Here is a 24363-nt window from a genome sequence, read left to right on the forward strand (position 1 = left end):
CATGGCGTTTCTCAGGCTGCAGGGCACCCGCGTGCTCGCCGTCGACCTCGCCGGGGACGCGGTCAGGGCGAAGAACGGCGCGATGGTCGCCTACGACGGCGAGATGACGTTCAAGAAGATGACCGGCGGCGGCGAGGGCCTGCGCGGCCTGATGACCCGCCGCATCACCGGTGAGGCGATGGCCGTGATGGAGGTCAAGGGCCACGGCACCTGCTACTTCGCCGACCGCGCCACCGAGATCAACCTGGTCCGGCTCGACGGCGAGAAGCTGTTCGTCGAGGCCTCCAACCTGCTCGTCACCGAGACGTCGCTGCGCACCGGCACCACCTTCACCGGGCTGCGCGGCGCCTCCCAGGGCAACGGGCTGTTCACCACCACCGTGGAGGGCACCGGGCAGGCCGCGATCCTGTCCGACGGCCCCGCGATCGTGCTGCGGGTCACCGCGCAGACGCCGCTGGTCGTCGACCCGGGCGCGTACGTCGCGCACACCGGCGGCCTGCGGCAGCAGCTCCAGACCGCGGTGGGCTGGCGCACCCTGGTCGGCGAGGGCTCCGGCGAGAGCTTCCAGATCCGGTTCGAGGGCGACGGCCTGGTCTACGTCCAGCCCAGCGAGCGCATCACGGTCGGGGGTCAGCTCTAGTGCCTTTCACCCGGATCAACTCCAAGATGATCGAGGCGCAGATCGCGCCGGGGCAGCGGGTGTTCAGCCAGCGCGGGGCGATGCTGGCCTACCGCGGCCCGGTGACCTTCACGCCCAGCATCACCGGCGGCCAGGGCGGGCTGATGTCGATGATCGGCCGCCGCGTCGCCAACGAGGCGACGCCGCTGATGACCGTGGACGTGCCGGCCGGGCCCGGCGGCCCCGGACAGACCCCGTCCGGCACGGTGATGTTCGGCCACGGCGGCCACCACATCCACATCGTCGACCTCACCGGCGAGACGCTGTACGTGGAGGCCGACCGGCTGCTCGCCTTCGAGGGCTCGCTCCGGCAGGGCACGATGTTCATGGGCTCCCAGGGCGGGGTGATGGGCGTGATACGCGGTCAGGCCACCGGCCAGGGCCTGTTCACCACCACCCTGGCGGGCAAGGGCGCGGTCGCGTTCATGGCGCACGGCGGGGTGATCGAACTCCCGATCGGCCCGCGGGGCCCGGTGCACGTCGACCCGCAGGCGTACGTCGCGCACCGCGGCGACGTCCGCAACAAGCTCACCACCGCGCTCGGCTGGCGGGAGATGGTCGGCCGCGGTTCGGGCGAGGCGTTCCAACTGGAGCTGTCCGGCAACGGGATGGTGTACGTGCAGGCGTCGGAGGAGAAGCTGTGAGCCATCCGCCCCCACCGTCCGCGCCGCCCACGCCGCCGGCCGGTCCGGTGATCCACGACGCGTGGACGCTGCCGTCGAACGACAACGTCAACCCGTACGCCTTCAGCGTGGAACTGGACGGGCAGTGGTTCCTGCAGAAGGGGAAGATGATCGCCTTCTACGGGCAGGTCGACTTCCAGGGGATCGGCGCGGGCCGGCTGGACCACCTCATCGCCGAGAACTTCCACTCGCCGATGCACGCCGCGGACTGGGTCGTCGCCCAGGGGCGCGGCAAGATGCTGCTCGCCGACCGGTCGTACGACATCAACTCCTACCGGCTCGACGACGGCAACCTCACCATCCGCTCGGGCAACCTGCTCGCCTTCGAGCCGGGCCTGTCGCTGAAGCAGTCGATCATCCCGGGCTTCCTCACCCTCATCGGCACCGGCACGTTCGTGGCCGCGTCCAACGGCGCCGTGCACTTCGTGGAGCCGCCGATCCGGGTCGACCCGCAGGCGCTGGTCGGCTGGGCCGACTGCCCCTCGCCCTGCCACCACTACGACCACGCGTACCTGCGCGGCGTGCTCGGCGGTGTCCGGGCGATGACGGGGATAGGCGGGGCGTCCGGCGAGGAGCACCAGTACGAGTTCGTCGGCGCCGGGCAGGTGCTGCTCCAGTCCACCGAGTCGGTGCTGGCCGAACGCGCCACCGGGGCGGGCCCGGAGCCCGGTACGTAGGACCTCCGTACGGGCCCGCGCCCCGAATCGGGCCCCACGCCCCGGGTTCCGGCGGAGGCCGTGACCTCGCGCCCGCCGGATCGTTCCGCACGGTGACCACACGGCTACCTTGGCGATCCGTCGGGGGTGCAACTCCCGGTAGCATGTACCTATGCAGACCGAGACCGCGGACGACGTCACCACCTGGCTCAACGAGGACGAACAGCGGGCCTGGCGGATCCACCTGGACGTCAGCCGCCTGCTGATGTACCAACTCGAGCGCGATCTCCAGCCGTTCGGCCTGACGAACAACGACTACGAGATCCTGGTCAACCTCTCCGAGGCGCCCGAGCGCCGGATGCGGATGAGCGACCTGGCGAAGTCCACTCTCCAGTCGAAGAGCCGGCTGTCCCACCAGATCACCCGGATGGAGAGCTCCGGCCTGGTTCGCCGGGAGGACTGCGAGTCCGACCGCCGCGGCCTGTACGCGGTCCTCACCGACCAGGGCTGGGAGACCATGAGCCAGGTCGCCCCCCGCCATGTCGCCTCGGTCCGGGCGCACTTCATCGACCTGCTCACCCCTGAGGCGCTCTGCGCCTACCGGCAGGCCCTCCAGCCGGTCGCCGAGCACCTGCGGGCCGAGCGCGTCCGCTAGGACGCGCCGCCAGGGTGTACAGCAGGGCGTACAGCCGGGGCGCGCGGCGCTTTGCCGGCCGCCCTGCCGCCCCGTGACCGCGCAACCGCCCAGAAAGTGGACGCCTGTGCCCGGCATGTGACCGGCGGGTAGGCTCGGGGCCGTGCCAAAGCCGTTGAGCCTGCCCTTCGACCCCATCTCCCGCGCCGACGAGCTGTGGACGCGGCACTGGGGCGGCGTGCCCTCGATGGCCGCCATCACCTCGATCATGCGCGCGCAGCAGATCCTGCTCGGCCAGGTCGACGGGGTCGTCAAGCCCTACGGCCTCACCTTCGCCAGATACGAGGCCCTGGTGCTGCTCACCTTCTCCAAGGAGGGCGAGCTGCCGATGTCCAAGATCGGCGAGCGGCTGATGGTGCACCCCACGTCCGTCACCAACACCGTCGACCGGCTCGTCACCGCCGGCCTCGTCGACAAGCGCCCCAACCCCAACGACGGCCGTGGCACGCTGGCCTCGATCACCGCCAAGGGCCGCGAGATCGTGGAGTCCGCGACCCGCGACCTGATGGCGATGGACTTCGGCCTCGGCGTCTACGACCGGGAGGAGTGCGGCGAGATCTTCGCGCTGCTGCGCCCGCTGCGGATAGCGGCCGGCGACTTCCAGCCGGAGTGACGGCTCTCCCCGGGGGTGCCCCCCGGCCGTCCCCGGGTGCCCCTGCCCCGGGGTCGGGGGGAGTTTCGGGGCGGTTTACGCTCGTCCCATGAAATCCAGCGTGTTGACCCGCTACCGGGTGATGGCCTACGTGACGGGTGTGCTGCTGATCGTGCTCACCCTGTGCGTCATCGCCCAGTACGTGCTCCACCTCGACGGCGCGAGCACCGCTACCGGCATCGTCGGCTTCGCCCACGGCTGGCTCTACGTGGTGTACCTGATCTTCGCCTTCGACCTGTGCGCCAAGGCGAAGTGGCCGCTCGGCCGGATGGCCTGGGTGCTGCTGGCCGGCACCGTGCCGACCGCCGCCTTCTTCGTCGAGCGCCGCGTCACCCGCGAGCTCGGCCCGAAGGTGGTCCGCGCCGAGAAGGCCGCCGAGCCGGTCAAGGTCTGACGGCTTCCTGAATTCCGACCATTTTTTCCCTGACCCGGCCGCTCCGCCGCAGGTCAGGGAGGTGCGGGGCCGATTCACCCGGGTGGTGAGCCGCGTCGCATCGACATTTAGTTGGACGTCCAAGTAAATTTGGGGGATGGACGCCAACGAGATCGAGACAGGCCGCCGGCGCTGGCAGGCGCGCTACGACTCCGCGCGCACCCGGGACGCCGACTTCACCACCCTTTCCGGCGACCCGGTGCAGCCGGTGTACGGGCCGCCGCCGGGCGCGGACGTGCCCGGTTTCGAGCGCATCGGCTGGCCGGGTGAGTACCCCTTCACCCGCGGCCTGTACGCGACCGGCTACCGGGGCCGTACCTGGACCATCCGGCAGTTCGCCGGCTTCGGCAACGCCGAGCAGACCAACGAGCGCTACAAGATGATCCTGGAGGCGGGCGGCGGCGGGCTCTCCGTCGCGTTCGACATGCCGACCCTGATGGGCCGCGACTCCGACGACCCCCGCTCGCTCGGCGAGGTCGGCCACTGCGGGGTGGCGATCGACTCCGCCGCCGACATGGAGGTCCTCTTCGGCGGCATCCCGCTGGGCGACGTGACCACCTCCATGACGATCTCCGGCCCGGCCGTCCCGGTCTTCTGCATGTACCTGGTCGCCGCCGAGCGCCAGGGCGTCGACCCCGGGGTGCTCAACGGGACGCTGCAGACCGACATCTTCAAGGAGTACATCGCCCAGAAGGAGTGGCTGTTCGCCCCCGGCCCGCACCTGCGGCTGATCGGCGACCTGATGGAGCACTGCGCGAGCGCGGTTCCGGCGTACAAGCCGCTGTCGGTCTCCGGATACCACATCCGCGAGGCCGGGTCGACGGCCGCGCAGGAGCTGGCGTTCACCCTCGCGGACGGCTTCGGCTACGTGGAGCTGGGCCTGTCCCGCGGCCTGGACGTCAACACCTTCGCGCCCGGGCTGTCCTTCTTCTTCGACGCGCACCTGGACTTCTTCGAGGAGATCGCCAAGTTCCGCGCCGCGCGCCGGATCTGGGCCCGCTGGCTGCGCGACGAGTACGGCGCCACCTCGGAGAAGGCGCAGTGGCTGCGCTTCCACACCCAGACCGCGGGCGTCTCGCTCACCGCCCAGCAGCCGTACAACAACGTGGTGCGCACCGCGGTGGAGGCGCTGTCGGCCGTGCTCGGCGGCACCAACTCGCTGCACACCAACGCGCTGGACGAGACGCTGGCGCTGCCCAGCGAGCAGGCCGCCGAGATCGCGCTGCGCACGCAGCAGGTGCTGATGGAGGAGACCGGCGTGGCCAACGTGGCCGACCCGCTCGGCGGTTCCTGGTACGTGGAGGCGCTGACCGACCGGATCGAGGCGGACGCGGAGCGGATCTTCGAGCGGATCCGGCAGCTGGGGGCGAAGGCGGTGCCCAGCGGCGAGCACCCGGTCGGCCCGATCACCTCGGGCATCCTGCGCGGCATCGAGGACGGCTACTTCACCGGGGAGACCGCCGAGTCCGCGTTCCGCTACCAGCAGGCCCTGGAGAAGGGCGAGAAGAAGGTGGTGGGCGTCAACTGCCACACCGGCTCGGTCACCGGTGACCTGGAGATCCTGCGGGTCAGCCACGAGGTGGAGCGCGAGCAGGTGCGGGTGCTGGCCGACCGGAAGGCGGCCCGGGACGACGCCGCGGTGCGCGCCGCCCTCGACGCGATGCTCGCCGCCGCCCGCGACGGGTCCAACATGATCGAGCCGATGCTGACCGCGATCCGGGCGGAGGCCACGCTCGGTGAGGTCTGCGGAGTGCTGCGCGAGGAGTGGGGTTCCTACACCGAGCCGGCCCGTTTCTGACCCTTCGTCACTCCAACAGACCAACACCCCTTTCCTCGAACCGAGTTGATCACGTGAGGAGACGGGCGGCAACGCCCGTAATCTCGTAGGCACGCAACCGGTTTCTCCGAGGAAGGAACGTCGTGTCCCTCGAAGCGACCGTCGGTGACGACGGGATGATCTACATCCGCGAGACAGAGCGGCCGGAGGTGGTGGCGGTGACCACGCCCGCGAAGTGGGAGGCATTCGTGAAGGGCGTCAAGGCGGGCGAGTTCGACCACTTCGTCGCGGGCGTGGAGACGGAGGCGGACGCGGGCTGACCGGAGCCGGTCGCCGGCGGCCGGCTCAGCAGCCCGGGTTCGCGGTCAGGCCGCCCACCAGCAGCCGTGCCAGCCGGTCGGCCCACTCCCGGTCGACCGGCTCCGAGCTGACCATCACCCGGTGCAGCACCGTGCCCGCCACCACGTCGAAGATCAGGTCGTCCCGGGCCGGATCGGCGGTGCCGTCGTCCCCGGGCATCTCGCCGCGCCGTTGCGCCCGGGCCCGGCCGAGCAGCACCAGGTGCTTCTGCCGGTCGACGATCGCCTCCCGGATCCGGTCCCGCAGCGCCTCGTCGTGGCCGGCCTCGGCGACCACCGCCATCAGAGCGGTCCGGGTCTCGGGGCGGTCGAGCAGCCCGGCGAAGCGCAGCACCACGCCCTCGATGTCGGCGTGCAGGCTGCCGCGGTCGGGCAGTTCGAGCTGCTCCTCGAACAGGGCCGCCAGCGTGTCCACCACCAGCTCGTTCTTGCCCGCCCAGCGGCGGTAGAGCGTGGTCTTCGCGACGCCGGCGCGGGCCGCCACGTCGCCGAGGGTCAGGCCGGCGAAGCCCAACTCCACCAGTGCCGCACGGGTCGCGTCCAGGATCGCGCGGTCCGCCTCGGCGCTTCGGGGCCGTCCGGTGCGTCTACGGGAACGGGCCGGGGGGGTGGGGGGCATAGGGCGGACCATACCGGCCAGTAGCCGGCGCGGACCGAGTGATCGTTGTCACAGGAACCGCCAGGACGCGGCCGGCCTGCGGCAGTTACGCTACGACTCGTAGCGAAACCGCGGCCCGTACGGGCCCGCCGACGCGACGACCACACCCGTACGGATGGGGTTCCGTACCGAGCACGTACCGCGGCGCTCCGCCGTCGCGAGGGGACCGCTCCCCGCGCCCGCAATCCGGCGGGTCCCGGGGTCTGTGCACGCTTTGCTCCGCGAAGGGGGAGGATTGGCCTCATGCAGCCACGGAACATGTCCATGAGCGGCGTGGTCGACCTCGCCGCGGTGAAGGCGGCCACAGAGGCCAAGGCGAAGGCCGAGCAGGCCCGGGCCCAGCGCCAGGAGGCCGGCCCGGACGCCGCCCCCGCCTCCCCGCTCGTCATCGAGGTGACCGAGGCGACCTTTGAGAGCGACGTCCTGGAGCGCTCCGCCGAGGTCCCGGTCGTCATCAGCTTCTGGGCCGATCAGGCCGAGCAGAGCAAGCAGCTCAACACGGTGCTGGAGCGGCTGGCCGCCCAGTACCGGGGGCGTTTCGTCCTCGCCACGGCCGACGTCTACGCCAACCAGATGCTCTTCCAGCAGTTCGGCGTCCAGGGCGTGCCCGCGGTCTTCGCGGTGCTGGCCGGACAGGCGATGCCGCTCTTCCAGGGCGCGGCGCCCGAGGACCAGATCACCGAGGTGCTCGACCAGGTGATCGCGGTCGCCGAGCAGCGGTTCGGCATCGTCGGGGCCGAGGTCGAACCGGGAGCCGTCGCCGAGGAGCCGGCCGAACAGCCGCCCCGCCCGGCCACCCCGCAGGAACTCGCGCTGAGCGCCGCCCACGAGGCGCTGGACGCCGGCGACCTGGGCGGCGCCATCCAGGCGTACAAGAACGTCCTGTCCGACGAGCCCGCCAACGCCGAGGCGAAACTCGGCCTGGCCCAGGCGGAGTTGCTGGAGCGGGTGGAGGGTGCCGACCCGCAGTTGGTGCGGCAGGCGGCGGCCGCCGCGCCCGGCGACATCGACGCCCAGCTCGCCGCGTCCGACCTGGACCTGGTCGGCGGCCACGTCGAGGACGCGTTCAGCCGGCTGGTGGACACCGTGCGGATCACCGCCGGAGACGACCGGGACCGGGTGCGGTTGCGGCTGCTGGAGCTGTTCGAGGTCATCGGCCCGGACGACCCGCGCGTCGCCGCGGCGCGCACCGCGCTGGCCCGGGTGCTCTTCTGACGTCGCGCCGGCCTCACCGGGGCCGCACGCACTCAGTGATTTAGCGGCAGGCGGCCGCACTTTATCAAACCGTGACAATGCGCGGCCGCTGTTACTTCCGGTAGGAAGGCCACCCCCTTTTGCGCGGTGTTGTCCTCCGATGCCGCATTCGCTTTCTCGGCGCACGGTGACTCAGCGTCACATTACTGGCTGTTGCGATCATGTTGGTGACTCTCTGCCGTTACCCGCTGGTAACGATGCCCCTTGTGCACCGGCTCCGAATGGACCACGATCGGCCAAGCTCGGTCCCGTAACTCCAGCCCGGCAGCCAGCCGGTGCGAGGGTGACGGGTCCCCGCCGAGCGGGGTGCGCGGTGATCGCCGTCGCCCCGGAACAGGGGGGTCTCCGTCCACGGATGGAACCGGATGGAGCCTGTTCCGCAAGGTTGCGCGAGAGCGTGGCCAGTGGTTGTCGCTCGGGGGTGATCGCCGACGTTCGGACACCGCCGTCCGTGACTCCCCTGGGAGGGACGGCCCCGCCGACCACGGCGCTCTCCTTTCCGAGGACGTAGCACTTCTCCCATCCCGGGCCGGGCCCGAACGATCCGGCCGGAGATGTACGTCCGAGAAGGAGGAAGTATGGAGTCGCTCGTTCGTGGCGGTACCAGATGGCGGCGGTTCGCCGTCGTCATGGTGCCGAGTGTCGCGGCCACGGCCGCGATAGGCGTGGCACTGGCTCAGGGGGCGCTGGCCGCGTCCTTCGCGGTGTCGGGCCAGGAGTTCAAGGTGCACGCCGACACCCTGAACGGCAGGGGGTTCGTGCAGTACGGCAACGTGGACGTGCAGCACGGCAAGAAGGGGGCCGTCCCGGTCGCCGTCTCGGCGTTCAAGTCGGCCACCATCACCGGCCTGTGCCAGTCGGTGGTCGTCCCCGCGCCGATCATCGGCGACGTGACGCTGCGGCTCACCGCCGGCAACAACGGCAAGAAGGTCCAGGCGAGCAATCTCTACATCGACCTGAACCAGCTCAATGCGGATGCGACCTTCTACGACATCAACATCGGTGTCGCGGCCGGCGACACGGACCCGTCCTACGCGGTGCCCGAGCCCTCGGTCGCGAAGGACGAGGACCACGGTGGCGCCTCGTCGTTCGCGCAGGAGGCCAAGTCGGCCGTCCTGAAGAACGTCAACCAGACCGCTTGGGCGACCAGCGCCGGCACCTTCAAGCTCGCCGGCCTGAGCATGAGCGTGAAGAAGGGCTCCGGCTCCGGAGTCGAGTGCTACTAGGCGACCCGGCGAAAGCCGCGCCTGAGTGGTCACGGGCGAGCCGCGCCCGACGCGGCTCGCCCCGGCCACCGCATTGATCCCCATCGCACAAGCCAGTCCCAGGGAGCTGTTTTCGATGAGCGCCGAGTCGACAGGACTGCGTGCCCGGTTCCGCTACGGACGTCTGGCGTTCCGCCACTGGAGGTGGCAACGCCCGTTCTGGGCAGGATTGCTGACTCTTCTGTCCGGCGTGCCCATCGCGTACTTCCCGTACGCGGACCTCACGCTCGGCCAGCTGACCGTGCGGATGTCCACCTCCACCGGGTCCGCCTCGCTGATCATCGGCGTCCTGCTGTTCACGCTGGGCCTGACCATGTGGTTCCAGGCCGCCGTACGGATCTTCGCCGGTGTCGCGTCGATCCTGCTCGCGCTGGTGTCGCTGCCGAAGTCCAACGTCGGCGGCTTCGTGATCGGCTTCCTGCTCGCGCTGCTGGGCGGAGCGCTCGCGGTGTCCTGGGCGCCCGGCGTCCCGGCGACCGACGACCCGGGCGAGAAGGCCGAGTTGCCGGACGGCGACCCGGCCCCGGCGGGCGAGGACCAGGACACCCCGGCGGCCACCCGCCCCGGCGGGCTGTTCCTGCCGGCGCAGGACCGGGGCGACGACCGGGCACGTCCCGAGGAGCCGGCGCTCGCCGGCGGCCGTCCCGACGAAGAGACCACCAAGGAGAACGGGAGGCACCGTGCTGGGTGACGACGCTCAGCCGGCCACGAGCGACGGGCCACGTGTCAGGGCGACCTCGGGGCCGCGCCACGCGGCTCCGCGCAAGTCGCTGCTGACCAAGCTGCATGTCCCCGCCGGGAAGGCGGTGGCGCTCGCCGCCATGCCCACCGCGGTGCTGATGGGCATGGGCCTGACCCCGCACCTCGCGCAGGCCGACGAGCCCAAGAACACCTCGTCGCTGGCCCCCGGCGCGTGTGTCGCCCAGCCCGACACGCCGTCCCCGAGCGCGACGGACGCCAAGAAGGCCGACAAGGACGCGAAGAAGAAGACCGACAAGGGCAGCACGTCCACGAAGGACGCGAAGGACACGCCGACGCCGTCGGCCAGCCCGCAGGGCGAGGACACGCCCGACCCGTCGGCCAGCCCGTCCTCGGGCGACACGGCCAAGGCGCCCAAGTCCACGGCCACCACCGCCCCGACGCCGACCCCCAGCCCGACCAAGTCGGTCAACCCGCTGGACCCGCTGGGCCTCGGCAACCTGCTGGGCGACCTGCTCGGCGGAGGCGGCAACTCCTCCCCGACGCCTTCGCCCACCTCGGCGAGCCCCACCCCGACGCCGACCACGTCCTCGCCCAAGCCCACGCCGACGCCGAGCAGTTCGGGCGACTCGGCGGTCAAGGAGGCCGGCAAGGCGGCAGGCGACGCGGTCAAGGGCGCCACGGACGACGTCAAGAAGGCCACCAAGGCGCTGTCGGACGCCACCGCGACCCCGAAGCCCTCGGCCACACCGTCGCCCTCCACAACGGCGGACAGCGGCGATCTCGCGAACGGCTATCCGTGCCCGACGTACGATGCCAAGGCGCTGGACGACGCCAAGCTGGAGCCGGGTATCCCGCTCCTGCCCGACCAGCCCTGGACGCTGAAGAGCAGCATCCTGACCCTGCACGGCCTGAAGTACGACGGCATCGTCCAGGTGAAGACCGCCAGCGGTGAGATCAAGGACGTCCTGAAGTTCACCACCACCGGCATCGACATCGGTGACCTGGACCAGTTCGTGGTGGGCCCGAACGGCAAGGGCCACACCGAGGTCAAGGCGGCCAAGGGCTCCACGTCCACCATCACCGGTGGCACCACGACCCTCTACACCGAGTCGCTCAGCGGCAACCTCCTCGGCCTGGTGCCGATCACCTTCACGCCGAAGGCCCCGCCGCCGCTGACCCTGCCGGAGCTGTTCTTCACCAACGTCACCGTCATCAACGCCGGCCAGTTCGGCGGGAACCTGCACATCCCCGGCATGCAGGTGCTGCCCGGCCAGCCCTAGACGCCCTGGTGACCGCCGCCCGCGCGGGAGGTGCGAACCGCCGCGCGGGCACGGCGACACGAAGCGGCCACGTACCCCCTCCCACAGGGGTACGTGGCCGCTGGTCGTCGCGCCGGTCGAGCCGTCAGTCCCCGAGGTGGTGCACCCGGACCAGGTTGGTGGTGCCGGGGACGCCGGGCGGGGAGCCGGCCGTGATGATGACGGTGTCGCCCTTGGCGTACTCCGACAGCTTCAGCATCTCGCGGTCGACCAGCTCCACCATCGCGTCGGTGTTGCCGACGTGCTCGACCACGAACGTCTCGACGCCCCAGGTGAGCGCGAGCTGGTTGCGGGTGGCGGGGTCGGTGGTGAAGGCGACCACCGGCTCGGGCACCCGGTAGCGGGCCAGCCGGCGGGCGGTGTCACCGGACTTGGTGAAGGCCACCAGGGTGCGGGCGTCGAGGAAGTCGGCCAGCTCGGCCGCCGCGCGGGCCACCGCACCGCCCTGGGTGCGGGGCTTCTTGCCCGGCGCCAGCGGCTGCAGGCCCAGGCACAGCAGCTCCGCCTCGGCCGCCTCCACGATCCGGGCCATCGTCTTGACCGTCTCGATCGGGTACTTGCCGACCGAGGACTCGGCCGAGAGCATCACCGCGTCGGCGCCGTCCAGGATGGCGTTGGCCACGTCGGACGCCTCGGCGCGGGTCGGCCGGGAGTTGGTGATCATCGACTCCATCATCTGGGTCGCCACGATCACCGGCTTGGCGTTGCGGCGGCACAGCTCGATCAGCCGCTTCTGCACCACGGGCACCCGCTCCAGCGGGTACTCCACCGCGAGGTCGCCGCGGGCGACCATCACGGCGTCGAACGCCATGACGACGTCCTCCATGTTCTCCACCGCCTGCGGCTTCTCCACCTTGGCGATGACCGGGACCCGGCGGCCCTCCTCGTCCATCACCCGGTGCACGTCGCGCACGTCCTTGGCATCCCGGACGAAGGACAGCGCGACCATGTCGACGCCCATCCGCAGCGCGAACCGCAGGTCCTCGATGTCCTTCTCGGACAGTGCCGGCACGTTCACCGACGCGCCGGGCAGGTTGATCCCCTTGTGGTCGGAGATCACGCCGCCCTCGACGACCAGCGAGCGGACCCGGGCGCCCTCGACCTCGATGACCCGCAGGGCCACGTTGCCGTCGTTGATCAGGATCGGGTCGCCCTGCGAGACGTCGCCGGGCAGGCCCTTGTAGGTGGTGCCGCAGATCGTCCGGTCCCCGGCCACCTCCTCGGTGGTGATGGTGAACTCGTCGCCCGCCACCAGCTCCACCGGTCCGTCGGCGAACTTGCCCAGACGGATCTTCGGCCCCTGGAGGTCGGCGAGGATGCCGACCGCGCGGCCGGTCTCCTCGGCGACCTTGCGCACGCGCTGGAAGCGGCTCTCGTGCTCGGCGTGGCTGCCGTGGCTGAAGTTGAGACGGGCCACGTTCATACCGGCGTCGACCAGCGTTTTCAGCTGGTCGTACGAGTCGACGGCGGGACCCAGGGTGCAGACGATCTTGGCTCGGCGCATGGGCGCTATCCTATCGGTTTGTTCCGCTCCGGAATAATCTGGGACTACGGGGCTGTGCCGGTGGACGGAGTCGCTCAACCGCCTGCCAGCCGATAAGTATCCCGGGCGATCTCCCACTCCTCGTCGGTGGGGACCACCGCGACCGCCACCCGGCTGGAGGCGGCCGAGACCAGCCGGGCGCCCGAGGCGCGCACCGCGTTGTGCACCGGGTCCAGCTCGATGCCCAGCGCCTCCAGGTCCCGTACGGCAGCCGCGCGCACCGAGGCGGAGTTCTCCCCGACGCCCGCGGTGAAGGCGATCGCGTCCACCCGGCCCAGCACGGCGGTGAACGCGCCGATGTAGCGGCGCAACCGGTGCACGTACACGTCGAACGCCAGCCGGGCATCCGCGTCGCCCTCGCCCATCCGGCGGCCGATCTCCCGCATGTCGTTGGCGCCGCACAGGCCCAGCAGCCCGGAGCGCTTGTTGAGCAGGGTGTCGATCTCGTCGGCGCTCAGGCCGCCGACCCGCTCCAGGTGGAAGACCACCCCCGGGTCGATGTCGCCGGAGCGGGTGCCCATCACCAGGCCCTCCAGCGGGGTCAGACCCATCGAGGTGTCCACGCACACCCCGCCCTGGACGGCGGAGGCCGAGGCGCCGTTGCCCAGGTGCAGCACGATCACGTTGACGTCGGCGGGCTCCTTGCCGAGCAGCGCGGCGGTGGCCCGGGAGACGTACGCGTGCGAGGTGCCGTGGAAGCCGTAGCGGCGGATGCCGTACCGGTCGGCGGTGGCGGCGTCGATCGCGTAGCGGGCCGCGGCCTCCGGGAGGGTGGCGTGGAAGGCGGTGTCGAAGACCGCCACCTGCGGCAGGTCGGGGCGCAGTTCCCGGGCGACCTTGATGCCGGTGATGTTCGCGGGGTTGTGCAGCGGGGCGAGCGGCACCAGCTCCTCGATCTCGGCGACCACCTCGTCGGTGATCAGCGTCGGCTCGGTGAACCGGGTGCCGCCGTGCACCACCCGGTGCCCCACCGCCGCCAGTTCGGGCGAGTCCAGGCCGAGGCCCTTGCCGGTGAGGTCGCGGGCGACCTGCCGCAGCGCCTCCGCGTGGTCGGCGACGCCGCCCTCCTCGCCGATCCGCTCCACGAGGCCGGACGCGAGCCGGGTGCCGTCGGCCATGTCCACCAGCTGGTACTTCACCGACGAGGAGCCGGAGTTGAGCACGAGTACGCGGGTCGCGGTGGTCACCTGAGGTCCCCCTGGGCCTGGATCGCGGTGATCGCGACCGTGTTGACGATGTCCTGCACGAGCGCGCCCCGGGACAGGTCGTTCACCGGCTTGCGCAGGCCCTGCAGGACCGGGCCGACCGCGACCGCGCCGGCCGAGCGCTGGACGGCCTTGTAGGTGTTGTTGCCGGTGTTGAGGTCGGGGAAGATCAGCACCGTGGCCTGGCCGGCCACCGCGGACCCCGGCAGCTTGGTGGCGGCGACCACCGGGGAGACCGCCGCGTCGTACTGGATCGGCCCCTCGACCAGCAGGTCGGGCTGGTGTGCGCGGACCAGGTCGGTGGCGGCCCGCACCTTGTCGACGTCGGCGCCCGAGCCGGAGGTGCCGGTGGAGTACGACAGCATCGCCACCCTCGGCTGCACGTCGAAGCGCGCCGCGGTGGCCGCCGCCTGGATGGCGATGTCCGCGAGCTGCTCGGCGTCCGGGTCCGGGTTCACCGCGCAGTCGCCGTAGACCAGCACCTTGTCGGCCAGGCACATGAAGAACACCGAGGAGACGATGGCCGCGCCCGGCCGGGTCTTGATGATCTCGAAGGCGGGCCGGATCGTGGCGGCCGTGGAGTGCACCGCGCCCGACACCATGCCGTCGGCCAGGCCCTCCTGCACCATCATCGTGCCGAAGTACGACACGTCGGCGACCATGTCGTACGCCAGCTCGTAGCTGACGCCCTTGTGCGCGCGGAGCTTGGCGTACAGGGCGGCGAAACGATCCCGCAGCGGCGAGGTGTGCGGGTCGATGATCTGCAGGGCCGGGTCGTCCAGGCCCACGCCGAGGTCGCCGGCCTTCTTGCGGACCGCGTCCTCCTCGCCGAGCAGCGTCAGGTCGCACACGCCGCGGCGCAGCAGCACCTCCGCGGCCCGCAGGATGCGTTCCTCGCCGCCCTCCGGCAGCACGATCCGCCGCTTGCGGGACCTGGCCCGCTCCAGCAGCGCGTGCTCGAACATCATCGGGGTGACCCGGGCGGACCGCGCCACCGACAGCCGCTCGGTCAGCTCGGCGGTGTCCACGTGCGTCTCGAACAGGCCGAGCGCGGTCTCCGTCTTGCGCGGAGTGCCCGCCGCCAGCTTGCCCTCCAGGCCGAAGAGTTCGGTCGCGGTGAGGAACGAGCCGGTCGGCACCGCCACCACCGGCGTGCCCGGCGCCAGTCGCCCGGCCAGCGCCAGGATGTCGGGGCCGGGCTTCTCGTCCAGCGTGAGCAGCACGCCCGCGATCGACGGCGAGCCGGCCGAGTGGGCGGCCAGCGCCCCTATGATCAGGTCGGCGCGGTCGCCCGGGGTGACCACCACGCACCCGGGGGTCAGCGCCGGCAGGAACGTCGGCAGCATCGCGCCGCCGAAGACGAAGTCCAGCGCGTCCCTGGCCAGTCCGGCGTCGTCGCCGAGCAGCACCTCCGCGTCCAGGGTCTCCACGATCTGCCGGACCGTCGGGGCCGCCAGCGCGGGCTCGTCCGGCAGCGCGTACACCGGCACCGGCAGGCTGCGCCGCAACTGCTCGGTCGCCGCGTCGAGCTGCGCCGGGTCCACCCGGTTGGCGACCATCGCGATCACGTCGCAACCGAGGTTGGTGTAGGCGTGGTGGGCGTTGCGGACCTCGGCGGCCACCGACTCCGCGCTCTGGTTGCGGCCGCCGATCACCGCCAGCACCGACGCCCCGCACTCGTTGGCCAGCCGGGCGTTCACCCCCAGCTCGGCGGGCAGGTTGGTCTCGGCGAAGTCCGAGCCGAGGATCAGTACCGTCTCGTAGCTCGCGGCGACCCGCAGGTAGCCCTCGACCAGCCGCGCGGTCAGCGCCGCCTGGCCCTCGTCGGCCTGGAGCGCGGCCGCCTCGGGGTAGCCCATGCCGAAGACCGTCGCCGGGTCCTGGTCGAGCCGGTAGCGGCTGCGCAGCAACTCGAAGATCCGGTCGGGCGCGTCGTGGACCAGCGGACGGTAGATCCCGACCCGGTCGACCTGCCGGGTGAGCAACTCCATGATGCCGAGCTCCACGACCTGGCGGCCGTCGCCACGGCCGATGCCCGTGACATAGACGCTGCGCGTCACCCCTGTACTCCGTTTCTGCCGTCCCCGGGCCGCGGGTCTGCCGTGCCCGTGCGCGGGCCGGCCCCGACCCGCGGGTGAAGGTGCGTACGTGCGTGCGTACCCACATCCGACGCTAACGCCCCGACCGGGCGAATGCCCGACGAGGGCGGGGCATGCGGGGGGCGCGTCGGAGGACGATCGGTGCATCGGGGCGTTCGGCCGGCCGGGTGGGCGCGCTCCGAGGGATACCCCGGGTCCGGCGGACGGTACACGTAGGGTGAGGGGGAGCGGAGATGGAGGGCGGTGCCATGGAGGTATTGGCCACCGGAGTGCAGCGCGACGAGCGGCCCCTGCTGGAGCGCGCCTTCGCGCCGCGGCACCAGGTCCGCTGCCTGGAGACCACCCTGACCGCCGACACCCTCCCGCTCGCCGCGGGCTACGAAGCGGTGTCGACCAGCGTCAACGCGGTCCTGGACGCCCCTGCCCTGGAGACGCTGGTGCGCGGCGGCACCCGGCTGATCACCCAGCGTTCCACCGGGTACAACAACATCGACCTCGCGCACGCCGAGCGGCTGGGCCTGACGGTGGCGCGGGTGGCCGGCTACTCCCCGTACGCGGTCGCGGAGTTCGCGTGGACGCTGGCGATGGCGCTCAACCGCCGGATCGTGCGGGCCTCCTCGCGGACCCGCGACTTCGACTTCCGGCTGGACGGGCTGCTCGGCCGCGACTTCCACGGCCGTACCGCCGGGGTGATCGGCACCGGGCGGATCGGCTCGGCGTTCGCCGCCATCGCCCGCGGCTTCGGCATGCGGCTGCTCGGCTGGGACATCGCGGTCAGCCCGCAGTGCGAGGAGATGGGGATGGAGTACGTCGAGCTGGACCGGCTGCTGCGCGAGTCCGACCTGGTCAGCCTGCACGTGCCGCTGATGCCCTCCACCCACCACCTGCTGGGTGCCCGGCGGCTGGCCGAGCTCAAGGACGACGCGATCGTGATCAACACGAGCCGCGGCGCGCTGATCGACTCCGACGCGCTGGTGGACACGCTGCGCGAGGGCCGGCTCGGCGGGGTGGGGCTCGACGTCTACGAGGAGGAGGCCGGTGTCTTCTTCTACGACAAGTCGCTGGAGGTGATGACCGACGACACCCTGGCGCGGCTGATGACCTTCACCCACGTGCTGATCACCTCGCACCAGGCGTACTTCACGGTGGACGCGGTGGAGGAGATCGTCGCGGCGACCGTCCGCAATGTGGACGACTACCTCGTCGGGCGGATCACGGAGTGCACGCTGATCCCGAAGTCCCCGTGACGCCGGGGGCCCGGTCCGCCCGGTCCGCCGGGCGGCGCGGACCCGCACGCGCCACGCGAACCGCTACCCGTATCTCCTGGAGAGATCGCCCATGCGCATCGGAGTGCTCACCGCCGGCGGCGACTGCCCCGGCCTCAACGCCGTCATCCGGTCGGTCGTGCACCGCGCGCTGACCGGCCACACGGACGAGGTCATCGGTTTCGAGGACGGCTTCGTCGGCCTGCTGGAGGGCCGCTTCCGCGAACTCGACCTCAACTCCGTCAGCGGCATCCTGGCGCGCGGCGGCACCATCCTGGGCTCGGCCCGGCTGGAGCGGGCCCGGCTGCGCGAGGCCGCCGACAACGCCGACGAGCTCTGCGCCCAGTACGGCATCGACGTACTGATCCCGATCGGCGGCGAGGGCACCCTGACCGCAGCCCGGATGCTCTCCGACGCAGGGATGCCGGTGGTGGGGGTGCCCAAGACGATCGACAACGACATCAACGGCACCGACCGCACCTTCGGCTTCGACACCGCGGTCACCGTCGCCTCCGAGGCGATCGACCGGCTGCAGACCACCGCGGAGTCGCACCAGCGGGTCATGGTGGTGGAGGTCATGGGCCGGCACGCAGGCTGGATCGCGCTGGAGGCCGGCATGGCCAGCGGCGCGCACGGCATCTGCGTGCCGGAGCGGCCCTTCGACCCGGCCGACCTGGTGGACATGGTCCAGAAGCGCTTCGCCCGCGGCAAGAAGTTCGCGGTGGTCTGCGTCGCGGAGGGCGCGCACCCGGCCAAGGACACGATGGACTACGGCGTCGGCGCGATCGACAAGTTCGGCCACGAGCGCTTCACCGGCATCGGCACCACCCTCGCCCGCGAGCTGGAGGCGCGGCTGGGCAAGGAGGCCCGCCCGGTCATCCTCGGCCACATCCAGCGCGGCGGCGTCCCCACCCCCTACGACCGGGTGCTGGCCACCCGTTTCGGCTGGCACGCGGTGGAGGCGGCGCATGCCGGTTCCTTCGGCCACATGACCGCCCTGCACGGCACGCGGATCGCCATGGTCCCGCTCGCGGACGCCATCACCCACCTCAAGACCGTCCCCGAGGACCGGATGGAAGAGGCCGAATCGGTCTACTGAGACATCTCCGGAGCGGCATTCTGTAAAGTTCGGGCCACATGTCCGGCAGGACTCGTACAACTCTTCGTTACCTTGGGTGGTCTGTTCAGGGTGTTACGAGTGGCAGAAGAAAGAGTGCAGGGAGAGGTCCGCTCATCGTGTTGAAGGCCAGCATCGTCGTTCCCATATACAACGCAGGGGAGTACATAGAGCGCTGCGCTCCGTCGCTGGTCGGGCAGAGTCTGGGTCCGGACGCGTACGAAGTGATCTACGTGAACGACGGCTCCACGGACGACTCCGCCAAGCGCCTGGACGAGCTGGCCGAGAAGTACCCGCACGTCCGGGTGTACGCCCAGGAGAACTCGGGCTGGCCCGGCAAGCCGCGCAACGTCGGGGTGCGGATGGCCCGCGGCGAGTACGTCCAGTTCGTCGACCAGGACGACGAGATCGCCGGCGACGCGCTGGAGCGCCTGTACGACATGGCGGTCCGCAACGACTCCGACATCGTCTTCGGCAAGACCCGCGGCCACATGCAGGGCCCGGTGCCGATCTTCCGGCACACCCGGGAGAAGTGCGGCGTGGCCGACGCCGACCTGTTCGACACGCTCACCCCGCACAAGATGTTCCGCCGGCAGTTCCTGCTGGACAACGGCATCGAGTTCCCCGAGGGCCGGGTCCGCCTGGAGGACCAGCTCTTCCTGGCCCGCGCCTACCCCAAGGCGAAGAACGTCTCGATCCTCGGCGACGTGCCGACCTACCACTGGCGGCGCCGGGACGACGGCGGCAACAACAGCAGCCGCCCGCCGAAGCCGGAGGACTACTACACGCACGTGCGCAACGTGGTCCGGGCGATCAAGGAGAACAGCGAGCCCGGCGAGGTGCAGGACCGGATGCTGCGCCGCAGCTACCGGGTCGAGGTCCTGCGCCCGGTCACCGAGCCGCGCGCACTCCAGCGCACCGGTGAGCAGCTCGAACGCTACTTCAAGATCGTCCGCGACCTGGTGCTGGCGGAGTTCCCGCCCGGTGTCGGGGCCGGCTTCCCCGCGATCAACGCGCTGCGCGCGCACCTGCTGGAGCAGAGCAATCTCGACGGCCTGGTGGAGCTGGCCCGCCGCACCAAGGCGATGAAGCTGCACGTCGAGGTCGGCGCCACGTCCTGGCGGCGCGGCAAACTGCACATTCCGGTCAAGGCGTGGCAACTGCGCCGTGACGGCAAGCCGCTCGCCCTGGTGCGGCGCGACGGCAAGCTGATGCTCGACCCGGAGTTCATCGACGGCGTGCCGGGCGTCACGGAGTGGGAGGTCAAGGACCCGTTCCTGGCCATGCGCGGCTCCGTGCTGCTGCGCGACACCGAGCGGCTGGTGTGGTGGTTCGCGGAGAACGACCTCGAGCCCCGGCTCGAACCGCTCGACGGTGACCGGGTGCACGTGGTGATGGAGTCCGAGGCCGTCATCGACCCGATGGAGGCCGCGGGCGGCCAGCCGCTGGAGTCCGGGCGGTACGAGATCTGGCTCGACACCCAGGTGCACGGCATCGGCCGGCGCCCCCGGCTGACCCTGCCCGGCCGGACCGACCGCAAGGCGCGGGTCCAGGCCGCCCGGTGCAACCGCAAGCTCGCCGTCGGCAAGCCGCGCCGGCTGGTCGTCGCCCATTGGGGCGGCAAGGACGAGCAGCTCGAACTGCTGGTGGCCGCACCCCAGCGGATACGGCTCGGCCGGGGCATCGCACTGCGGCTCGCCGCGGACGACCGGGTGCGCACGTCGGTCAAGGGGATGGTCGGGAAGCTGCCGAGCCCGGTGCGGGCGCGGGTGCTGCCCGGAGCGGGCTCCAAGCGCTGAGCCCTGTCGCGGGGGTGGGCCGGCGCCGGACGGCACCGGCCCACCCCCGCGGCCGCCGGGGCCGATCGCGGCCGAGCGGCTCCCGGGGGCCTACTCCGTCACCGGGCGCAGCCACACCGTGGCGAGCGGCGGGACCGTCACCGCGATGCTGTGGCGGCGGCCGTTCCAGGTGGTCGCCTCGCTCTTGACGTGGCCGTCGATCCGCACGCCGCTGCCGCCGTAGCGCTCGTCGTCGGTGTTGAGCACCTGCGTCCAGACGCCCTCCGGGCAGCCCACCCGGTAGTCGTGCCGCACCACCGGGGAGAAGTTGCTGACGCACATCAGCGGTTGTCCCGCGGTGTCCAGGCGCAGGAAGGACAGCGTGTTGTCCTCGGCGGCGCCGCCGTCGATCCACTCGAAGCCGCCCGGGTCGGTGTCGCGCTGCCAGAGCGCGGGCGTCGCGGAGTAGACGGCGTTGAGGTCGCGCACCAGGTCCCGCACCCCCCGGTGGTCGCCGGCCGCGGAGTACGTCTCGTCCACCAGCCACCAGTCCGGACCGTGGTCGTGCGACCACTCCGCGCCCTGGGCGAACTCCTGCCCCATGAAGAGCAGTTGCTTGCCCGGGTGGGCCCACATGTAGCCGAGGTAGGCGCGGTGGTTGGCGCGCCGCTGCCACCAGTCGCCGGGCATCTTCTCGACCAGCGCGCCCTTGCCGTGCACCACCTCGTCGTGCGAGATGGGCAGCACGTAGTTCTCGCTGTAGGCGTACACCATCGAGAAGGTCATCTCGTTGTGGTGGTACTTGCGGTGCACCGGCTCGTGCGCCATGTACTCCAGCGTGTCGTGCATCCAGCCCATGTTCCACTTCAGGCCGAAGCCGAGGCCGCCGAAGCCGGTCGGGCCGACCTGGTGGGTGGGCCGGGTCACGCCGTCCCACGCGGTGGACTCCTCGGCGATGGTGACCACGCCGGGGCAGCGCCGGTAGACCGTGGCGTTCATCTCCTGGAGGAAGGCCACCGCGTCGAGGTTCTCCCGGCCGCCGTAGACGTTGGGCAGCCAGTCGTCGCCCTCGCGGGAGTAGTCGAGGTAGAGCATCGAGGCGACCGCGTCGACCCGCAGCCCGTCGATGTGGAACTCCTCGCACCAGTACACCGCGTTGGCCACCAGGAAGTTGCGGACCTCGGTGCGCCCGAAGTCGAACTCCAGGGTGCCCCAGTCCGGGTGCTCCGCGCGGCGCGGGTCCGCCGGCTCGTAGAGCGGCTCGCCGTCGAAGCGGGCCAGCGCCCAGTCGTCCTTGGGGAAGTGCGCCGGCACCCAGTCCATGATCACGCCGATGCCGGCCCGGTGCAGCGCGTCCACCAGGTACCGGAAGTCGTCCGGCGAGCCCAGCCGCGAGGTCGGGGCGTAGTAGGACGTGACCTGGTAGCCCCAGGAGCCGCCGAAGGGGTGCTCGGCGACGGGCATCAACTCCACGTGGGTGAAGCCGAGTTCCTGTACGTAGGCGGGCAACTGGTCGGCCAGCTGCCGGTAGTCGAGGCCGGGCCGCCAGGAGGGCAGGTGCAACTCGTAGACGGACAGCGGTGCGCGGTGCGCCGGGATGTCCCCGCGGTGGGCCATCCACTCCTGGTCCTGCCAGCCGTAGGACGACTCCGTGACGATCGAGGCGGTGGCCGGCGGCACTTCGGTGGCGCGGGCCATCGGGTCGGCCTTCATCCCGCGCGAGCCGTCGGGCCGGGTGATCTCGTACTTGTAGGCGGTGCCGGGGCCGACTCCCGGCACGAACAGCTCCCACACCCCCGAGGAGCCGAGCGACCGCATCGGCAGCGCGGCGCCGTCCCAGAAGTTGAAGTCCGCGGCCAGCCGTACCCCGCGGGCGTTGGGCGCCCACACCGCGAAACGGGTGCCGCCGACCCCGCCGTGCGTCATCGGCTCCGAGCCCAGCACCTTCCACAACTGCTCGTGCCGGCCCTCACCGATCAGGTGCAGGTCCAACTCGCCCAGCGAGGGCAGGAACCGGTACGGGTCGTCGACCACCGACTCCGCCCCGTCGTACGTCACCGCGAGCCGGTAGTCCGCCGCCTCGGGCAGCACCGCCGAGAACAGGCCGTCGCCCTCCGGGGTGAGTTCGGTCCGCTCCCCGTCCACGACGACCGCGACGGAGCGGGCGAACGGGCGCAGCGCCCGCACCCGGACTCCGCCGGGCTCCGGGTGGGCCCCGAGCAACCCGTGCGGGTCGTGGTGCGCGCCGTTCAGCAACCGCCACCGATCGTCCGGGCCCAGCCCGGTCCCCCCGCCCCTGACTTCCGGGGCGCCCCCGCAGACCGCGTGTGCCGCGGCGCCGCTGCGTTCCGGGGCTCCCCCGGAAGACCCAGGGGCGCGGGGAACTGCGCGACCGGCCCCGATGACGCCGCGGTCCGCCACCGGCCCGGTGGGGCTGCTCGGCTCGTCCCGGACCACCGGCCCGGTGGGGGTGCTCGGTTCGTCCTGGACCACCGGCCCGGGAGGTACCCCCACGCGCTCCTTCGGAGCGCCGTTCGGGGCGCCGCCCCGAGTCGGCCCGCCGGACGCGGCGGGATGCGGGGTCGCGGCGTCGTAGCCGCGGGCGGCGGCTTCCGGAAGAGCGCCATCACCGTGCGACGGCTGGCGCGGGGGCTGTGCGGCGGGGGTCACGGCAAGCACTCCTCGGGGTATGGGCGCCGTCAGGGCGTGGTGGAGAGGCGGGCCAGCGCGGACAACGGGATGGGCAGCCAGGCGGGACGATGCCTCGCCTCGTAACGGGCCTCGTACACCGCCTTGTCGGTCTCGAAGGCCCGTATCAGTACGGGCTGTTCGCGCGGGTCGAGGCCGGCGACCCCGGCGTATCCGGCGCAGTAGGCGTCGCGGTGCCGGGCGGCCCAGGGGCCGTTGCCGCTGTGGTGGGCGGCGTAGTCGAAGGACCGCAGCATGCCCGCGACGTCCTGGACCGGCGGCGCGGGGCGGCGCCGCTCGGCCAGCGGACGGGCCGGCTCGCCCTCGAAGTCGATCAGCACCCACGCGCCGTCCGGCCCGCGCAGCGTCTGGCCGAGGTGCAGGTCGCCGTGCACCCGCTGGGCGGTGACCACGCCGTCCGACCCGGTGCCCGCACCGAGTTTGGCGAGGTCGTCGAAGGCCAAGCGGAGCGCGCCGGCGAAGGGGCGCACCGCGGGCACCTCGGCGGCGGCCTCCTCCAGCCGGCGGGTCATCGCCGCGGCGATACGTTCCAGCGCGCGGCCGTCGAGCCGGTGCACCGGCAGCGCCGCGGCGAGGGCCTGGTGCACCTCGGCGGTGGCCCGGCCCAGCGCGGCCGCCTCGGCGCGGAAGTCGCCGTCCTCCGCGACGGACGCCAGCGCGAGGGCCCAGCCGTCGGCCGAGCCGGGCAGGAAGCGCTGGAGCACGCCGAGGGTGGTCGGCTCCCGGCCCCCGGTCGTCGCGCCGCCGGTGTCGCGGTCGGGATCGCCGTCGGTGTCCAGCGCCTCGAACCACGCCACCGGCTCCGCCACCCGCTGCGACCCGGCCCGGGCCAGCGCGCGGGACAGCTCCAGATCCGGGTTGGCGCCCGGTGAGACGCGCCGGAAGAGCTTGAGGATGTAGCGGTCGCCGTACACGACGGAGGTGTTGGACTGCTCCGCGGTCGAGACCCGCGGGGTCAGCCCGGGCGGGAACTCGGCGGTCGGCTCGGTGGTGAAGCGCAGCCCACCGCTGGTGCCCGGCAGCTTGAGCCGCTCCAGCAGCAGTGCGGCCATTCGGGGGTCGTGCGGGGCGTCGTAGAGCGTCAGCCCGTCGTAGGGGCCGCCGACGGCCGGGCCGAGGGCGGCGCGCACCAGCGCGGAGGGCAGCAGGGGATGGGCGCCGAGCAGGAGTTGGTAGCAGTCCGGCGGCCGGCCGGGCTGCTCCACGTCGACCAGGACGTGCAGCAGGCCGAGCGGGCCGAGTCGGCCACCCGGGGGAACCAGTTCGGTGGCGGCCGCCAGCCGGAAGTCGCCGATGGGCAACCCCTTGCCCGCGAACCAGCGCTGCCGCGGCAGCCATCGGCGCAGCAGGGGGTCGAGGGAGCGAAGCAGCCCCGGCACGAGATCGCGGCCGGTGACGGCGGGGACACGGGTCCAGGAGCTGTCCGACATGACGTCCTTTCCCCGGGGAGTCGCGCATCCTCCGCCGGGTCCAGCGGCGGATGCGCCAGCCTCCCGGATGACGGGTTCGGGCTGTC

21 protein-coding genes are annotated in these 24363 nt (G+C 71.8%); 15 read left to right on the top strand and 6 right to left on the bottom strand.

What is annotated here, in order from left to right; genetic code table 11:
- Window position 1 precedes the first annotated feature (1 nt).
- The 8 genes from C4U44_RS06425 to C4U44_RS06460 all read left to right on the top strand — a co-directional run bounded on the left by C4U44_RS06425 (window position 2) and on the right by C4U44_RS06460 (window position 5894).
- On the top strand, window positions 2-640 hold the full coding sequence (locus C4U44_RS06425; RefSeq protein WP_103884617.1) for an AIM24 family protein: 639 nt from the start codon (window positions 2-4) through the stop codon (window positions 638-640).
- Window positions 640-1323 (top strand): AIM24 family protein, encoded by a 684-nt coding sequence (locus C4U44_RS06430; protein WP_103884618.1) that lies wholly within the window; start codon window positions 640-642, stop codon window positions 1321-1323. The genes C4U44_RS06425 and C4U44_RS06430 overlap by 1 nt, the downstream gene beginning before the upstream one ends.
- Window positions 1320-2039, top strand: coding sequence for an AIM24 family protein (locus C4U44_RS06435; protein ID WP_103884619.1), 720 nt, complete (start codon window positions 1320-1322; stop codon window positions 2037-2039). Before C4U44_RS06430 ends, C4U44_RS06435 begins: the two co-directional genes overlap by 4 nt.
- A 151-nt stretch (window positions 2040-2190) precedes the next feature.
- Window positions 2191-2673, top strand: a complete 483-nt coding sequence (locus tag C4U44_RS06440; protein ID WP_103884620.1) for a MarR family winged helix-turn-helix transcriptional regulator — start codon at window positions 2191-2193, stop codon at window positions 2671-2673.
- Between the two features lie 142 nt (window positions 2674-2815).
- The gene (locus C4U44_RS06445) at window positions 2816-3325 is read left to right on the top strand and encodes a MarR family winged helix-turn-helix transcriptional regulator (RefSeq protein ID WP_103884621.1); all 510 of its coding nucleotides are present in this window, start codon (window positions 2816-2818) and stop codon (window positions 3323-3325) included.
- Window positions 3326-3413: 88 nt separating this feature from the next.
- Window positions 3414-3758, top strand: a complete 345-nt coding sequence (locus C4U44_RS06450; RefSeq protein ID WP_103884622.1) for a DUF3817 domain-containing protein — start codon at window positions 3414-3416, stop codon at window positions 3756-3758.
- Between the two features lie 136 nt (window positions 3759-3894).
- Window positions 3895-5595: an acyl-CoA mutase large subunit family protein gene (locus tag C4U44_RS06455; protein ID WP_103884623.1), complete on the top strand. Its 1701-nt coding sequence runs from the start codon at window positions 3895-3897 to the stop codon at window positions 5593-5595.
- A gap of 122 nt (window positions 5596-5717) precedes the next feature.
- The gene (locus C4U44_RS06460; RefSeq protein ID WP_235031835.1) at window positions 5718-5894 is read left to right on the top strand and encodes a DUF397 domain-containing protein; all 177 of its coding nucleotides are present in this window, start codon (window positions 5718-5720) and stop codon (window positions 5892-5894) included.
- A gap of 25 nt (window positions 5895-5919) precedes the next feature.
- Here the strand turns inward: C4U44_RS06460 and C4U44_RS06465 are convergent, their stop codons facing one another.
- Window positions 5920-6552 (bottom strand): TetR/AcrR family transcriptional regulator, encoded by a 633-nt coding sequence (locus C4U44_RS06465; RefSeq protein WP_235031836.1) that lies wholly within the window; start codon window positions 6550-6552, stop codon window positions 5920-5922.
- Between the two features lie 282 nt (window positions 6553-6834).
- On the opposite strand from C4U44_RS06465, the gene C4U44_RS06470 reads away from it, so the two are divergent.
- From C4U44_RS06470 to C4U44_RS06485, 4 genes are all read left to right on the top strand, one after another.
- Window positions 6835-7806, top strand: a complete 972-nt coding sequence (locus C4U44_RS06470) for a tetratricopeptide repeat protein (RefSeq protein WP_103884625.1) — start codon at window positions 6835-6837, stop codon at window positions 7804-7806.
- A 617-nt stretch (window positions 7807-8423) separates the two neighbouring features.
- Window positions 8424-9071 carry a DUF6230 family protein gene (locus C4U44_RS06475; RefSeq protein WP_103884626.1) on the top strand — a complete coding sequence of 216 codons (648 nt, stop codon included), beginning with the start codon at window positions 8424-8426 and terminating at the stop codon, window positions 9069-9071.
- A gap of 115 nt (window positions 9072-9186) precedes the next feature.
- Window positions 9187-9801, top strand: a complete 615-nt coding sequence (locus C4U44_RS06480) for a DUF6114 domain-containing protein (protein WP_103884627.1) — start codon at window positions 9187-9189, stop codon at window positions 9799-9801.
- Entirely contained in the window at window positions 9791-11092 is a 1302-nt protein-coding gene (locus C4U44_RS06485) for a hydrogenase expression protein HypF (protein WP_103884628.1), read from the top strand. The genes C4U44_RS06480 and C4U44_RS06485 overlap by 11 nt, the downstream gene beginning before the upstream one ends.
- A 124-nt stretch (window positions 11093-11216) precedes the next feature.
- Here C4U44_RS06485 and pyk read toward each other — a convergent pair whose 3' ends face one another.
- The 3 genes from pyk to pta all read right to left on the bottom strand — a co-directional run bounded on the left by pyk (window position 11217) and on the right by pta (window position 15939).
- Window positions 11217-12635 (bottom strand): pyruvate kinase, encoded by a 1419-nt coding sequence (gene pyk / locus C4U44_RS06490; RefSeq protein ID WP_103884629.1) that lies wholly within the window; start codon window positions 12633-12635, stop codon window positions 11217-11219.
- A 74-nt stretch (window positions 12636-12709) separates the two neighbouring features.
- Window positions 12710-13861: an acetate kinase gene (locus tag C4U44_RS06495; protein WP_103884630.1), complete on the bottom strand. Its 1152-nt coding sequence runs from the start codon at window positions 13859-13861 to the stop codon at window positions 12710-12712.
- Complete coding sequence (gene pta / locus C4U44_RS06500) at window positions 13858-15939, bottom strand: phosphate acetyltransferase (protein ID WP_103884631.1); 2082 nt, start codon at window positions 15937-15939, stop codon at window positions 13858-13860. Before pta ends, C4U44_RS06495 begins: the two co-directional genes overlap by 4 nt.
- Before the next feature lie 287 nt (window positions 15940-16226).
- Here pta and C4U44_RS06505 point away from each other — a divergent pair, with 287 nt between their 5' ends.
- From C4U44_RS06505 to C4U44_RS06515, 3 genes are all read left to right on the top strand, one after another.
- The gene (locus tag C4U44_RS06505; RefSeq protein WP_103884784.1) at window positions 16227-17225 is read left to right on the top strand and encodes a 2-hydroxyacid dehydrogenase; all 999 of its coding nucleotides are present in this window, start codon (window positions 16227-16229) and stop codon (window positions 17223-17225) included.
- A gap of 91 nt (window positions 17226-17316) precedes the next feature.
- A complete protein-coding gene (locus tag C4U44_RS06510; RefSeq protein WP_103884632.1) occupies window positions 17317-18342 on the top strand; it encodes an ATP-dependent 6-phosphofructokinase in 1026 nt (341 codons plus the stop codon).
- Window positions 18343-18479: 137 nt separating this feature from the next.
- Window positions 18480-20159 (top strand): glycosyltransferase family 2 protein, encoded by a 1680-nt coding sequence (locus C4U44_RS06515; RefSeq protein WP_235031837.1) that lies wholly within the window; start codon window positions 18480-18482, stop codon window positions 20157-20159.
- Window positions 20160-20249: 90 nt separating this feature from the next.
- Here the strand turns inward: C4U44_RS06515 and glgB are convergent, their stop codons facing one another.
- Both glgB and C4U44_RS42315 read right to left on the bottom strand, forming a co-directional pair.
- Entirely contained in the window at window positions 20250-22418 is a 2169-nt protein-coding gene (gene glgB, locus C4U44_RS42310; protein ID WP_407642797.1) for a 1,4-alpha-glucan branching enzyme, read from the bottom strand.
- Between the two features lie 419 nt (window positions 22419-22837).
- Window positions 22838-24277, bottom strand: a complete 1440-nt coding sequence (locus C4U44_RS42315) for a maltokinase N-terminal cap-like domain-containing protein (protein ID WP_235031839.1) — start codon at window positions 24275-24277, stop codon at window positions 22838-22840.
- Window positions 24278-24363: the final 86 nt, after the last annotated feature.

The organism is Actinacidiphila yanglinensis (genome assembly GCF_900107965.1).
GTDB classification, from domain to species: Bacteria; Actinomycetota; Actinomycetes; order Streptomycetales; family Streptomycetaceae; genus Actinacidiphila; species Actinacidiphila yanglinensis.